Origin of the sequence: Pantoea sp. T14, assembly GCF_036663535.1 — a bacterium.
GTDB lineage: Bacteria > Pseudomonadota > Gammaproteobacteria > Enterobacterales > Enterobacteriaceae > Pantoea > Pantoea phytostimulans.
On record NZ_JAWUEB010000007.1, the window covers coordinates 43,301 to 58,371 of the forward strand.

Here is a 15,071-nt window from a genome sequence, read left to right on the forward strand (position 1 = left end):
AGCTTCCGACGATAAGCGAGCTTACCCTCTTTCTGCAGCTCGCATTATTTAGGGTATCAGCAAGCAAATTGCCCCTTTTTATGGGCATCAATCCCGATACGCGGTAGAGTTATCCCGCCGCATTTGATGCGCTATTCGTACAGCACAACAGCAGTAATGCCTCGTTCCATCACCAGGAGTTTTCATGTTTCACGTTTATCACTCTAATCAGCTTGATGTTCTTAAGATTTTGGCGGCTGCGGTGATTAAACATGATCCTCTTGATGATCCTTTTGCTTCAGAGATGGTGCTGGTGCAAAGCCCGGGTATGGCGCAGTGGCTGCAAATGGAACTGGCGCAAACCTTTGGTATTGCGGCTAACATCGAATTCCCACTGCCAGCCAGCTTCATCTGGGAAATGTTTGTTTGCGTGCTGCCGGACATTCCGGTTGAAAGCGCTTTCAGCAAAGCCAGCATGAGCTGGAAGCTTATGCACCGTTTGCCGGTGTTATTGCAGCAGGATGAGTTTCTCTCGCTGCGGCACTACCTCACCGATGACGCCGATAAGCGTAAATTATTCCAGCTCAGTTCACGCGTAGCGGACCTGTTTGACCAGTATCTGGTGTATCGCGCCGACTGGCTTAACCGCTGGGAACGTGGCGAAGTGATTGAGGGATTAGGCGAGGCGCAGCAGTGGCAGGCAGCATTGTGGCGCGATTTGGTCGTCTATACGGACGCATTGGGCCAGCCGAAATGGCATCGTGCTAATCTCTATGCACGTTTTATTCAGACGCTGGAAACGGCCCAAAGTACGCCGGAAAATTTGCCAAAGCGCGTATTTATTTGCGGCATCTCGGCGTTGCCGCCGGTTTATCTTCAAGCGTTACAGGCGCTAAGCCGCCACGTCGATATTCATTTGCTGTTCACCAATCCATGTCGCGATTATTGGGGCGACATTCAGGATTATGCCTTTCTGGCAAAGCTGCAAAGCCGTCAGCGTCGTCGATATGATGCCGATGAGGCGCGTGGTTTATTCCGCGATGCGGCACAAGCACCGGCGCTGTTCAACGCCTCGGGCGAACAGCAGCTTACCAATCCGCTTTTGGCATCGTGGGGCAAGCTTGGCCGCGATAATCTTTTTCTGCTTAGCCAGATGGAATCAAACGACGACATTGATGCCTTTGTCGATGTTGAACAAGACAATGTACTGCACTGCATACAGCACGATCTTCTTAACCTGCAAGACAATGCCATTATTGGTTTGAATGCTGAGGAACTGGCCTACAGCGGTAATAAACGCTGCCTTGAGGCTGATGACCGTTCTATTTCGATACAGGTGTGTCACAGCGCTCAGCGAGAAGTGGAAGTGCTACAGGATCATTTGCTGTCGCTGATGGAGGCCGACCCGCACCTCAAAGCGCGTGAAATCATTGTGATGGTGGCGGACATCGACAGCTATGCGCCCTTCATCCAGGCGGTGTTTGCGAATGCACCGGCGGAACGTTATCTGCCGTTTGCTATTTCTGACCGCCGCGCCAGCCAGGCGCACCCGTCGATTGTCGCTTTCCTTCATTTACTGGCACTTCCCGACAGCCGCTTTGTTTCAGAAGATATTCTGGCGCTGCTGGATGTCCCCGCGCTGGCTAATCATTTTTCCATTGATGAAAGCGGATTACGGCTGTTGCGCCGTTGGGTTAGCGAGTCGGGCGTACGCTGGGGGCTGGATGATGCCAGTGTCGAAGCGCTTTCGCTGCCCATCACCGGTCAACATACCTGGCGCTTTGGTTTGCAACGCATGTTATTGGGCTATGCCATGGAGAGCCATAATGGCGACTGGGAAGGCATACTGCCCTATGACGAATCCAGCGGGCTGGTGGGTGAACTGGCAGGGCATCTGGCCGAATTGCTGGCACGACTGAATCACTGGCGCGAAATACTGGCGCAATCCCGTCCGTTAGATGAATGGTTGCCGCTGTGCCGTGAAATGATTAATGCCTTTTTCAGTGCGGATGCAGAAGCCGAAGCGGCATTGCTGTTGGTTGAAGAGCAGTGGAAGCAATTGATCGAGTATGGGATGAGTGCACGTTTTGATGAGGCGATTCCCGTGACGCTGCTGCGCGATGATCTGCGTGGACGCCTTGATCAACAACGGATTAGCCAGCGCTTTTTGGCAGGTCCAATTAATTTTTGTACGCTGATGCCAATGCGATCAATCCCCTTCAAAGTGGTTTGTTTGTTGGGAATGAATGATGGCGTTTATCCACGAACATTGGCACCGCTGGGTTTTGACCTGATGCAGCAGCAGTCGCGTAAAGGCGACCGCAGCCGACGTGACGACGACCGTTACCTGTTTCTTGAGGCGATGATTTCGGCTCAGCACCAGCTTTACATCAGCTACATTGGTCGGGCAATCCAGGATAATACGGAACGCTATCCCTCCGTGCTGGTCACAGAACTGTTGGAATATATCGGGCAAAGTTTTTATCTCGACGGCGATGAAGAGTGTGAGTTAGATGAGAGCGCCGAACGCGTGCGTGCACATCTGGAACATCTTCATACCCGGATGCCTTTCGCGGCAGAAAACTTTCAGCCCGATTCTCGCAGCCAGAGCTTTGCCCGTGAGTGGCTGCCCGCCGCTTTGGGTGAGGGTCAGCCCCAGCCAGACTTTGTTCAACCTTTGGATGTACCAACGCTGGAGTCACTGACGCTGGATGCCTTTTTACGTTTCTGGCGTCATCCGGTTCGGGCATGGTTTCATCAGCGACTGGGCGTAAATTTCTGGTTGGAAGATAGCGAGTTGCCGGATACCGAGCCGTTTGCGCTCGACAACCTGGAGCGCTATCAAATCAACGCTGAATTACTGAATGCGCTGGTTGAAGGTGACGATACCGAGCGACTTTATGCGCATCATCGCGCTGCGGGTAATCTGCCTTACGGCGCGTTTGGCGAACTGTTCTGGCAAGCGCAGCGTGAGGAGATGCAGGAAGTGGCGGCAGAAGTTTCCTCCCAGCGTAGCGACGGAGAAAACTGGGAGATAACACTGCAACCTGGAAATGTTCCCTTAACCGGTTGGCTGACGCAGGTGCAAAGCGATGGTCTGTTGCGCTGGCGCCCTGGCGTGCTCAATATGAACGATGGTTTGTTATTGTGGTTGGAGCACTTGGTCTACTGCGCATTGGGCGGAACAGGCACTAGCCGGATGTATGGACGTAATCACAGTCGCTGGCGTTTCCCCGCCATTACCGCAGACGCCGCGTTAGAAGCGCTGGCGCATTACGTTGAAGGTTTCCGCCACGGCATGAGTCAGCCGTTGATGTTGCTTAACAAAAGCGGAGGCGCCTGGTTAGAGGCAAGCTACGACAAAAAAAGCCAGCAGTTGATGACGGACGAAGCCACGCAACTCAAAGCCCGTAACCGGTTACTGCAAGCGTGGGTGGGCGGTTATCAAGTCGAGGGAGAAGGTGGTGATCCTTATTTGCAACGCCTGTGTCGGGTATTAGATGAGACACAGTTACAACAAATAACTGAGGCCGCAACACAGTGGTATCTGCCCGTGTTGCAGGCGCATCAGGATGATGATTAGCAGGTCAGAGAGCGCATGCGCTTAATGGCAAAACAGTAAGTTTGCTGTACTTCAGCTATGCGTGTTTGGCGCGCTAGCTTCTTGGGTAAAGTAAGGGGTTTACATGCGTACACACGCACGCTGGATAGCAGTGCTTCTGTTGAGCTTTGCGGCTTTGCAAGCATTAGCACAGACAGAATCGGGCTGGCAGCCAATCAATGACACCATTCATAAAAGTGAGCACGATCCGCGTCAGTATCAAGCGATAACGCTCGACAATGGCATGACCGTTTTACTGGTTTCAGATAACGAAGCCCCAAAATCGCTGGCGGCATTGACCTTACCCATTGGTTCTTTGGATGATCCCAATCAGCAATTGGGTTTAGCCCACTACCTTGAGCATATGGTCTTGATGGGGTCAAAACGCTATCCCCAGCCTGATAACCTTGCTGAGTTTCTTAAGAAACACGGTGGCAGCCACAACGCCAGTACTGCGTCCTATCGCACCGCTTTTTACCTGGAAGTTGAAAACGATTCGCTTGAGCCAGCGGTGGATCGCCTGGCGGATGCGGTGGCTGAGCCGTTGCTCGATCCCGTGAATGCCGATCGCGAGCGGCACGCGGTCAATGCGGAACTGACCATGGCGCGTTCGCGTGATGGATTGCGCATGGCACAGGTCGGTGCAGAAACCCTGAATCCGGCGCACCCGAGTTCGCGCTTTTCCGGCGGTAACCTTGAGACACTGAAAGATAAGCCGGACAGCAAACTGCATCAAACGCTGACGGATTTCTATCATACCCACTATTCTGCCAACCTGATGAAGGCAGTGATTTACAGCAATAAACCGCTGACGGAAATGGCAGCGATTGCAGCCAAAACGTTTGGGCGTGTAACCAATCACAATGCCACCGTTCCAGCGATTAATATGCCGGTGGTCACTGATGCGCAGCAAGGCATCATCATTCACTACGTGCCTGCGCAGCCGCGTAAACAGCTTAAAATTGAATTTCGCATCCCGAATAACAGCGAACGTTTCCGAAGCAAAACGGACACGCTGATCAGTTATTTACTGAGCAATCGCAGCAAAAATACCTTAACAGACTGGCTGCAAAAACAAGGGTTAGCTGACGGCGTTAACGCAGGTGCAGATCCAATGACTGACCGTAATAGCGGCGTGTTTGCGATTACTGTGTCGTTAACCGACAAAGGTTTGGCACAGCGTGACGAAGTGGTGGCGGCTATTTTTAGCTATCTTAATATGCTGCGTGAGCAGGGCGTTGATAAACGCTACTTCGACGAAGTGTCACATGTGCTGGCGCTGGATTTCCGTTACCCCTCAATTACGCGTGACATGGATTACATTGAGTGGCTGGCCGATACCATGTTGCGTGTGCCGATAGAGCACACATTAGATGCACCTTATTTAGCCGATCAATTTGATCAAGCTGCGATCAAAGCACGCCTTGATGAGATGACGCCAGAAAAAGCACGCATCTGGTACATCAGCCCGCAGGAGCCGCATAACAAGCAAGCCTACTTTGTGAATGCGCCTTATCAGGTGGATCACATTGATAAGCAAACATTTGACAACTGGCAGCAGCGCGCCAGCAAAATTCAGCTCTCACTGCCGACTCTCAATCCTTATATTCCCGATGATTTCGCCTTAATTACGCCTACTGACAAGGCTTACAGCCATCCGGTGAAGCTGGAAAATGATTACGGCATGCGAATTTACTGGATGCCGAGCCAGTTTTACGCCAGTGAACCCAAAGCCACCATCACCCTGGCGCTGCGCAATAAGCAATCTATCAGCGATGCCCGGCAACAAGTGCTATTCGGTTTGAACGACTATCTTTCCAGCCTGGCGTTGGATGAGTTGAGCTCGCAGGCTTCCGTCGGCGGCATTAGCTTCTCTACTGGCGAAGATGATGGTTTGGTGTTTAGCGCCAGCGGCTTTACTCAGCGCTTACCCACATTGCTGAAGAAGCTGGTGGAAGGCTATTCAACCTTCCAGCCAACGGCGCAGGAACTTGAGCAGGCAAAATCCTGGTATCTGGAGCGCCTGGAAGCGGCAGAGAAAGGCAAAGCGTTTGAGCAGGCGATTCAGCCGATGCAGATGCTGTCGCAGTTGCCTTATACTCAACGCGAAACGCGTCGTAAATTGGTCAGCGCGATTACGTTAAAAGATGTAGTGACCTATCGCGACAAGTTGATCCGAAATGCCAGACCCGAAATGTTGGTAGTGGGTAATTTGAGTGCAGACAGCGTGACGCAGCTAGGCCGCGATCTAAAACAGCAGATGCAAAATGATGGTACGCATTACTGGCACAGCAAATATGTGGCATTTGAAAAACCGATCAAAGCTAACCTGCAACAAACAGGCAGCAGCACCGATTCAGCCTTGGCCGCGCTCTATATACCGCTGGGTTACGGCGAATATCAGAGTATGGCTAATAGCTCAATGTTGAGCCAAATTGTTCAGCCGTGGTTCTATAACCAACTGCGTACCGAAGAACAACTCGGTTACGCCGTTTTTGCCTTTCAAATGCCGGTAGGACGCCAGTGGGGAATCGGATTCTTACTGCAAAGTAACAGCAAACAGCCCGCCTATTTGTTGCAGCGTTATCAGGCTTTCTACCCGCAGGCAGAGCGGCGGCTGCGCGAGATGAATAAGGCCGATTTTTCTCAGTATCAACAGGCAATGATTAACGAACTGAAGCAGCGACCACAAACGCTGGACGAGGAAGCCACACGTTATAGCCGTGACTTCGATCGCCAGAACTACGCATTTGATACACGTCAAAAAGTCATAGAGCAGATTCAGCTGATCACGGCCTCCAGCCTTGCGGACTTTTTCCATCAAGCGGTAGTCCGTAAAAATGGCATGGCGATGACATCGCAAATTGCAGGTAGCGGCGTCGGTAAAATGGAGTTTGCTCAGCTGCCAGCGTGGAAAACCTGGAATGAAGTTGCGAAATTGCAGCAATCGCTGCCGGTGAAGAGTGAGACCCAATGACGCAGTCACGCCCCGAATCATTGAATCCACTGACGCTGCCGCTACGAGGCGAGCGGCTGATTGAGGCGTCAGCGGGAACCGGAAAAACGTTTACCATTGGATTACTCTATCTGCGCTTGTTGCTGGGCTTGGGTGAAGAAAATGCTTACAGCCGCCCGCTCTCAGTAGAAGAAATATTGGTGGTGACGTTTACCGAGGCCGCCACGGCTGAGCTGCGTGGGCGTATCCGCGATAACATCCATCAGCTGCGACTGGCATGTGTGCGCGGCAAAAGCAGTAATCCCATGCTGCAAACGCTGCTGGGGCAGATCCCCGATTTGCCCCAAGCCGCCTCACAGCTATTGGCGGCCGAACGGCAAATGGACGAAGCGGCCATTTTTACTATTCACGGCTTTTGCCAGCGCATGCTTAATTTAAATGCCTTTGAGTCAGGCATGCTGTTTGAGCAGGAGTTGATTGAAGATGAACAGGCACTACTGAAACAGTCGACTGCCGATTTCTGGCGTCGCCACTGTTATCCTTTGTCGCTTGATGTTGCGCGCGTTATCGCGGCTGAATGGAGCGGTCCAGACAACTTGTTGCTCACGCTGCGTCCGTGGTTGCAGGGTGAATCGCCCAGGCTTAAGCGGCCGCCAACAGCCGAAGAGACGCTGGCAACCCGTCATGCCAGAAATCAGGCGCGCATAGCGGAAATCAAGCAGCGATGGCAGGCGCTGAGCAGTGAAGTTGAAAGCATCATCACGCAATCAGGTGTTGATAAACGCAGCTACAGCAGCAAACATCTGCCTAATTGGATCAGTAAAGTAACGCAGTGGGCGGGCAGTGAAACACTGGATTACCAATTGCCCAAAGAGCTTGAGCGTTTCGGGCAACAGGTGCTTTTTGAAAAAACCAAGAAAGGTGAAGCGCCGCAGCATCCACTTTTCGAGGCGATAGATGCGTTTCTCGCGGAGCCTCTGTCGCTGCGTGATGTCATCATTTCTCGGGCATTGATTGAAGTGCGTGATGCTGTGCAGCGCGAAAAGCGTTTGCGTGCATTGCTGGGTTTCGACGACCTGTTGAGCAAGCTGGATGAGGCACTGCAGCAACCCGGCGGTGTTTTATTGGCTGAAACTATTCGCGCCCGTTTTCCCGTGGCGCTGATCGATGAATTTCAGGACACCGATCCGCAGCAATATCGCATTTTCCGCGCACTTTATATTAATCAACCTGAGCAGGCGTTACTGCTGATAGGCGATCCCAAGCAGGCCATTTACGCTTTCCGTGGCGCAGATATTTTTACTTATCTGCGCGCACGAAACGAGGTTAGTGCTCACTATACGCTTGATACCAACTGGCGCTCATCGCCGGAAATGGTCGATGCCGTTAACCGGTTGTTTTCGCAACTGGAAGCCCCGTTTCTGTTTTCAGCAATTCCTTTTTTACCGGTTAATCCCGCCCCGTCGAATCAGGCGTTGAAACTGCTATTCGACGAGCAGTTACAACCGGCGCTGCGCTTTTGGCTTCAGCCGGGTGAAGGTGTTGGCGTCAGCGATTACCAACAGTTTATGGCGCAGCAGTGCGCCTCTGATATTAGCCGTTGGCTGCTTGCTGGGCAGCAAGGTCGCGCGCTGCTGGGTAAAGGAGAGACGCTGCGCAAGGTGCAAGCCTCTGACATCACCGTGCTGGTGCGCAGCCGTAACGAAGCAAATCTGATTCGCGATGCGCTGAATGCGTTATCGATTCCTTCGGTCTACCTTTCCAGTCGCGACAGCGTGTACACCACGCCTGAAGCGCGTGAACTGCTGTGGTTACTGCAAGCTGTACAAGCGCCTGAACAGGAACGACTGTTACGCAGCGCACTGGCGACCTCTATCTTTGCGATTGATGCCGCTACGCTCGACGCGTTCGGTCAGAACGAGCGTGACTGGGATGCACTGGTTGAGCAGTTTGCCGCATGGCAACAGCTGTGGCATCAGCGCGGCATTTTGCCGATGCTTCGTGATGTGATGATCAAGCGTCAGCTGGCAGAAAACATGCTGGCTTCTGACAATGGTGAGCGCAGGCTAACGGATTTGATGCACCTTGGCGAACTGTTGCAGGAAGCGGCGATTCAACTCGACAGCCCGCATGCGCTGGTGCGTTTTCTCGCACAGCAGATTGCGCGGCCTAACAGCCAGGCGGTGAATCAGCAGCTGCGTCTGGAAAGTGATCGACATCTGGTACAGATTGTCACCATCCATAAGTCCAAAGGGTTGCAATATCCGTTGGTTTGGCTGCCCTTTGCCGCCGGATTCCGTGAAGCAGCCAGCGCGCTTTATCACGATCGCGAAAGCTTTGCCGCGTTACTGGACGTGCAGGGCGATGAGCAGAGTATGGCGCTGGCAGAGGAAGAGCGGTTGGCAGAAGATCTACGCCTGCTTTATGTGGCGCTAACGCGATCGGTTCACCATTGCAGCATTGGCATTGCGCCACTGATTAAAGGTACGCGTAAAAAAGAAGGTGACAGCGATCTGCATAAAAGCGCATTGGGCTATCTGGTGCAGCGCGGCGAAGCAGCGGATTCTACGCAGTTAAGTCAGCAGCTGCAGGCATTAAATGGCGCAGGTATTGAGGTGGTCGCAGGCGAGTTACAAGCTGGCGAAGCCTGGCAAGAGGGTCTGGCTGCCGATGAAGCGCTAAGCAGCCGCAATGTGACGCGAGGACTCGCCGATGGCTGGCGCGTGACCAGCTATTCAGGATTACAGCAGCACAGCAGTTCACCGTTACTGGATGTCATGCCAAGTTTTGATATTGATGCGGCGGGTGAAGAAGGCAGTGATGAAGAGATGACGCTGACGCCACATCACTTCCCACGCGGCGCAGCACCGGGTACCTTTTTGCATGGCTTATTCGAATCTATCGACTTTGCCGAAACACCCGATGATATCTGGCTGGAAGATCAGTTGCTGCAAAGCGGCTATTCGCTGGACTGGCTACCAGTGGTTAAAGCGTGGATAACGCGCGTTCTGCATACGCCACTTAATGCTGATGGCGTGATGCTGAGTAAAATCAGCATGAATCAACGGCTGATTGAGATGGAGTTTTACCTGCCTATCAGTAACCTGCTCACCGCCACGGATCTGGATGCGCTACTGCGTCGTCACGATGATTTATCGCAACGTGCGCCGGCGCTCGATTTTCGACAGGTACAAGGTATGTTGAAGGGATTTATTGATCTGGTTTTCCGCTGGCAGGGTAAATATTACCTGTTGGATTACAAATCTAACTGGCTGGGTAACAGTCATGTCGATTATACGCCGCAGGCAATGGAACAGGCCATGATCGATCACCGCTACGATTTGCAGTATCAGCTTTATACGCTGGCGCTGCATCGCTACCTTCAGCATCGTCTGCGCGATTACGATTATCAGCGCGATTTTGGTGGGGTATTTTATCTGTTTCTGCGCGGCATGGATGGCACTTCACCAGACAATGGTATTTTTTTCACCCGTCCCAGCGAAGCATTTGTTGAAGAGATCGACATGTTATTTGGCAAGACCGAGGAGATGTCATGAGTGAAATGATGTCACTTTTAATGCAGGCGATGGAAAAGCGTCTGTTGCGTCCTTTAGATATCCAGTTTGCCCGGCTGCTGGCCGATGAATCGCAACCCGCTTTATTACTGGCGGCAGCTTGCGTGAGTGCAGAGGCAGGAGAAGGGCATGTCTGCCTGCCGCTGGAAAACCTGAGTGAGGCGCGACTGTTTGCCGGACGCCAGCCCGCCTTGGCGCAGGCATTATGGCAAGCAGCGGGCGCACCTGAAAACTGGACAGAACGTTTAGCCGGTTGGTCAGCGTTGAGCGACGGGAGCCTCGTCACACCCTTGGTGCTGAATAATCAGCGACTTTATCTGCATCGTTTGTGGCAGAGCGAAGGAGAGATCGCGACGTTCTTCTCACTTCAGGATCACAGCGCTAAGTTTGATGCGCATAAAGCCAGCGAAGTGCTTAATCACTTATTCGGTAACGAACCGGATAACTGGCAAAAAATTGCTGCGGCCGTCGCGCTTACGCGAAAAACCGCAGTGATTTCAGGTGGGCCCGGCACCGGTAAAACCACCACGGTAGCAAAATTATTGGCGGCGATGATTCGCCTGAATGATGGCGCGTTACGCATCCAGCTCGCGGCACCTACCGGGAAAGCCGCGGCGCGCTTGACGGAGTCGCTGGGTAAAGCGTTGCAGGGTCTGTCCGTTAGCGAAGAGGAGCGGGCACGTTTCCCCGCCGAAGCCACCACGTTACATCGCCTGTTAGGCGCGCAGCCCGATACGCAGCGTTTGCGTTATCACGCCAGTAATCGCCTGCATCTCGACGTGCTGGTGGTGGATGAAGCGTCGATGGTTGACCTTTCGATGATGGCGAAATTGATTTCAGCGCTGCCTGCGCATGCTCGCGTTATTTTCCTGGGCGATCGCGATCAGTTGGCTTCAGTCGAAGCGGGCGCTGTGCTGGGCGATATTTGTCGCTGTAGCGAAAGCGGTTACAGCTTAGCGCGTGCGGAACAGTTGGCGTTACTAACCGGCTGCTCGCTGGAAGGGTTAGATCATCATCAAGCGCCTGTAGTACGCGACAGCATTTGCCTGCTGAAAAAGAGCTATCGCTTTGATGCGACGTCAGGCATTGGTCAGCTGGCAAGTGCCATAAATCTGGGCGACACGCGCCAGGTTGAAAAGGTGTTTGCTGCCGCATTTAACGATATTCACTATCAATCGCTCGACAGCGGCGAAGCCTATCAGCTGATGTTGGACGACGTGGCGCAAGGTTATCGCCCCTTCCTGAAACTGATTAAGCAAAACGCGCCGCCTGCGGAGATCATCGCTGCTTTTGGTCGTTATCAACTGCTGTGTGCATTACGCGAAGGGCCTTTTGGCGTGCAGGGGTTGAATCAGCGTGTTGAGCAGCGATTAATGCAGCTGCAACGCATTCGTCGTCCCGGCATGGGCAGCCGCTGGTATTTGGGCCGTCCGGTGATGATTACCCGTAATGACAGCGCGCTTGGGCTGTTTAATGGCGATATTGGGATTACGCTGCGAGATGCAGAGGGCCAGCTAAAGGTCTTTTTCCCGCTGCCGGATGGCTCGATCAAAGCCGTTCAGCCGAGTCGTTTGCCTTCGCATGAAACAGCTTGGGTGATGACAGTGCATAAATCCCAAGGATCGGAATTTGATCACACGGCATTTGTCATGCCAGCTCAATTCTTGCCGGTATTAACCCGCGAGCTGGTTTACACCGCGATCACGCGCGCGCGTAATAAGCTAACGCTTTACAGCGATCTTGGCGTTTTTCAGCGGGCGGTTGCGCTGCAAACGCAGCGACGCAGTGGATTAGTTGAACGTCTGGCTGAATTAGGTTAGTTACAGCCGGTCAGGAGAGAAAGAGGCGGCATAATTGCCGCCCGAAAAATGTTACGTCAAATCGGCCATCAACACTTTGGAACGGCGCTGATAGTTGTACATCTCTTTTTTACTTTCCGGCAGCGATTCGATGTCTACTGGCGTAAAGCCACGTTCCTGGAACCAGTGAATGCTGCGCGTGGTGAGCACGAACAGTTTCTGCAACCCCATCTGGCGAGCCTGCAAGGCGACACGTTCCAGCAGCATTTCGCCGCGTGATGAGCTGCGATAATCAGGATGTACTGCAACGCAGGCCATTTCGCCGATTTTCTCATCCATGAAAGGATAGAGTGCGGCGCAGGCAATGGTCAGGCTGTCGCGTTGAATGATGGTGAATTTGTCGATTTCCATCTCCAGCTGTTCACGCGAGCGGCGTACCAAAATGCCTTGCTGTTCCAGTGGACGAATCAACTCCAGAATGCCACCGATATCGTTGATATTGGCGCGCCGGATCTGTTCAGCCGACTCCATCACAATCTGCGTACCAATACCGTCGCGCGAGAACAGTTCCTGTAGCAGCGCACCATTTTCCTGATAGCTGATCAAATGGCTACGGCGCACGCCGCTGCGGCATGCTTTCACTGCGCCACGCAGGAAGCGAACCGTACCAGAAAGGTAATCACCTTCGCGCTCGAACTCTTCAATACGCGCCTGCGCATCGTTAGGGAACAGTTCGGAGACAATATTGCCTTCGCTGTTGATCACGCCTTGCTCAGAGCAAAAACCAATCATCTTTTCCGCTTTGAGTTTAATGGCCAACTGCGTCGCAACTTCTTCTGAAGTCAGGTTAAAGCTTTCGCCAGTGACTGAAACCGCAACCGGACCCAGCAGCACAATCGCATCGTTGTCGAGCTGGCGATGAATCGCTTCTTCATCAATACGACGAATACGGCCGGAGTGACAATAATCTACGCCATCATCCACGCCTAGTGGCTGAGCGATGATGAAGTTGCCGCTAACAACATTGATATGTGCGCCTTGCAGCGGCGTGTTGTTAAGGCTCATTGAGAGGCGAGCAGTGATATCTAGCTGAAGACGACCGGCAGCTTGTTTCACTAATTCCAGCGATTGCGCGTCGGTAACCCGGGTAAACTTATGATAAACCGGTTCTAGCTGGTGCGCGGCCAGGTTGGCATCGATCTGAGGACGTGCGCCGTAAACCACCACCAAACGTATGCCAAGGCTGTGCAACAGGCCAATGTCATTAATGATGGTGGAGAAGTTCTCATGCTCAATGGCTTCACCGCCCAGCATGATGACAAACGTTTTATCCCGATGCGCATTGATATAGGGAACGGTATGGCGAAAACCCTGAACCAGTTCAGTACTACGTTCCTTCACGGCCAACCCTCAGTGAATGATTATTCGAATTTTTTGTATTTTTATTCTTTTATGGCTGTTTTTGCAAGCGCTAATCCTGACGTTAATTTACGATTTTCCGCATGCCAAAGCCGCTAACAGCCTGCATTATTTGGGGTTTCCGGGGTGACATCGCATTCTGGATTGGATAAAGTTTTCGCCACCTAATTATTAACTGGCGTTTTTTTAGACATTACACTGTAGTTGGAGCGGCATGTCCGAAGTTAATTCCCTTTTCTCACGTAGACGATTCTTGCAGAGTACCGGCGCATTGCTGCTGTTGAGTGTCAGCCGTGTTGGCATGGCTGCTAGCAGCCATATCGTCGCGGTACGCATCTGGCCTTCCTCAACCTATTCCCGTATGACGCTGGAATCGAATGTCCCGCTCAAATACAAACAGTTTGCGCTGAGTCATCCTGAGCGCCTCGTTATCGATATTGAGGGCCTGCATCTCAACACGGTTCTTAAGGGCGTCAATAAACTGGTTCGCGTGGACGATCCCTTTATCAAAAATGCGCGAGTAGGGCAGTTTGATACCCATACGGTACGTATCGTGCTGGAGTTAAAGCGTAATGTGTCGCCAAAAATCTTTAGCCTTCCGCCTGTCGCCACGATCAAAAACCGGCTGGTTGTGGATCTCTATCCAAGCCAGGATCGCATCGAAGATGATCCGCTGCTGGCGTTATTAAAAGATTATAACCAAGGCGATCTTGAGAAAAATGAGCAGGTGCAAGCACCGCTGCCGGGCAAGGCTGGGCGCGATCGACCGATTATCATCATGATCGATCCCGGACATGGCGGTGAAGATCCGGGTGCGCACGGTAAATATAAAACGCGCGAAAAAGATATCGTGCTGAAAATTGGGCGCCGCCTGAAAGCGCTGATCGACAAACAGCCGAACATGAAAGCCTACATGACGCGCAATGAAGATGTCTTTATTCCACTGCGCGTGCGGGTCGCTAAGGCGCGTAAGCAGCGGGCCGATCTGTTTGTCTCAATCCATGCCGATGCGTTTACCAGCCGTGCCGCGCGCGGTTCATCTGTGTTTGCGCTTTCAACCAGCGGAGCAACCTCTGCAGCCGCACGGTTTTTAGCACAAACGCAGAATGAAGCGGATTTGATTGGTGGCGTCAGCATGAGCGGCGACCGTTATCTTGACCATACGATGTTCGACATGGTGCAGCGGCAAACTATCCATGACAGTTTGAAGTTCGGTAAAGAAGTGCTGAGTCGGATGGGGCACATCAATCATCTGCATAAACGGACTGTTGATCAGGCTGGCTTTGCCGTATTAAAAGCGCCGGATATTCCGTCGATTTTGGTCGAAACCGCTTTCATCAGTAACGTTGAAGAGGAGCGAAAACTGCGAACGACGCGCTACCAACAACAAGTGGCCGATGCCATTTTTCACGGTATCAAGGCGTACTTTGAGAAGGGTGCGGCGCTTGCACATCGCTAGAAATAAAAACGGGTAGCTGAAGCTATCCGTTTTGTTATTCAAGAAAGCTTTTATTTCTATGATAGAAATTGCGTCTTAAATTTTTAGCTTTTTTGTTAACCGCTTAATAAGAAAGGAGGTTATGCAAAAGATAAGGCTAAGCGGGGATAATCGAGGCGTTAACAAAGGCCAGATACAAAAAAACACCCTTTCAGGTGTTTAAATGTTGGTTGCGGGGGCCGGATTTGAACCGACGACCTTCGGGTTATGAGCCCGACGAGCTACCAGGCTGCTCCACCCCGCG

Annotated in this window: 6 protein-coding genes and 1 tRNA gene; 5 read left to right on the forward strand and 2 right to left on the reverse strand. The window is 52.4% G+C overall.

Annotated elements, in window-relative coordinates; genetic code table 11:
* Positions 1-184: 184 nt before the first annotated feature.
* The 4 genes from recC to recD all read left to right on the forward strand — a co-directional run bounded on the left by recC (position 185) and on the right by recD (position 11,931).
* A complete protein-coding gene (recC, locus tag SC127_RS02125) occupies positions 185-3,562 on the forward strand; it encodes an exodeoxyribonuclease V subunit gamma (protein WP_332624975.1) in 3,378 nt (1,125 codons plus the stop codon).
* A 103-nt stretch (positions 3,563-3,665) separates the two neighbouring features.
* The gene (gene ptrA / locus SC127_RS02130) at positions 3,666-6,557 is read left to right on the forward strand and encodes a pitrilysin (RefSeq protein ID WP_332624977.1); all 2,892 of its coding nucleotides are present in this window, start codon (positions 3,666-3,668) and stop codon (positions 6,555-6,557) included.
* Complete coding sequence (recB, locus tag SC127_RS02135; RefSeq protein WP_332624978.1) at positions 6,554-10,093, forward strand: exodeoxyribonuclease V subunit beta; 3,540 nt, start codon at positions 6,554-6,556, stop codon at positions 10,091-10,093. The genes ptrA and recB overlap by 4 nt, the downstream gene beginning before the upstream one ends.
* Positions 10,090-11,931, forward strand: coding sequence for an exodeoxyribonuclease V subunit alpha (gene recD / locus SC127_RS02140; protein WP_332624979.1), 1,842 nt, complete (start codon positions 10,090-10,092; stop codon positions 11,929-11,931). The genes recB and recD overlap by 4 nt, the downstream gene beginning before the upstream one ends.
* Before the next feature lie 51 nt (positions 11,932-11,982).
* Here the strand turns inward: recD and argA are convergent, their stop codons facing one another.
* The gene (gene argA / locus SC127_RS02145; RefSeq protein WP_215845725.1) at positions 11,983-13,311 is read right to left on the reverse strand and encodes an amino-acid N-acetyltransferase; all 1,329 of its coding nucleotides are present in this window, start codon (positions 13,309-13,311) and stop codon (positions 11,983-11,985) included.
* A 232-nt stretch (positions 13,312-13,543) separates the two neighbouring features.
* Here argA and amiC point away from each other — a divergent pair, with 232 nt between their 5' ends.
* Positions 13,544-14,788: an N-acetylmuramoyl-L-alanine amidase AmiC gene (gene amiC, locus SC127_RS02150; RefSeq protein WP_215845726.1), complete on the forward strand. Its 1,245-nt coding sequence runs from the start codon at positions 13,544-13,546 to the stop codon at positions 14,786-14,788.
* 206 nt (positions 14,789-14,994) lie between these two features.
* On the opposite strand, the gene SC127_RS02155 is transcribed toward amiC, so the two are convergent.
* Positions 14,995-15,071: transfer RNA gene (locus SC127_RS02155), tRNA-Met, on the reverse strand.

Coding starts and splice junctions, on each gene's coding strand:
- recC (WP_332624975.1), top strand. CDS start 185: ATGTTTCACGTTTATCACTCTAATCAGCTTGATGTTCTTAAGATTTTG.
- amiC (WP_215845726.1), top strand. CDS start 13,544: ATGTCCGAAGTTAATTCCCTTTTCTCACGTAGACGATTCTTGCAGAGT.
- recD (WP_332624979.1), top strand. CDS start 10,090: ATGAGTGAAATGATGTCACTTTTAATGCAGGCGATGGAAAAGCGTCTG.
- recB (WP_332624978.1), top strand. CDS start 6,554: ATGACGCAGTCACGCCCCGAATCATTGAATCCACTGACGCTGCCGCTA.
- ptrA (WP_332624977.1), top strand. CDS start 3,666: ATGCGTACACACGCACGCTGGATAGCAGTGCTTCTGTTGAGCTTTGCG.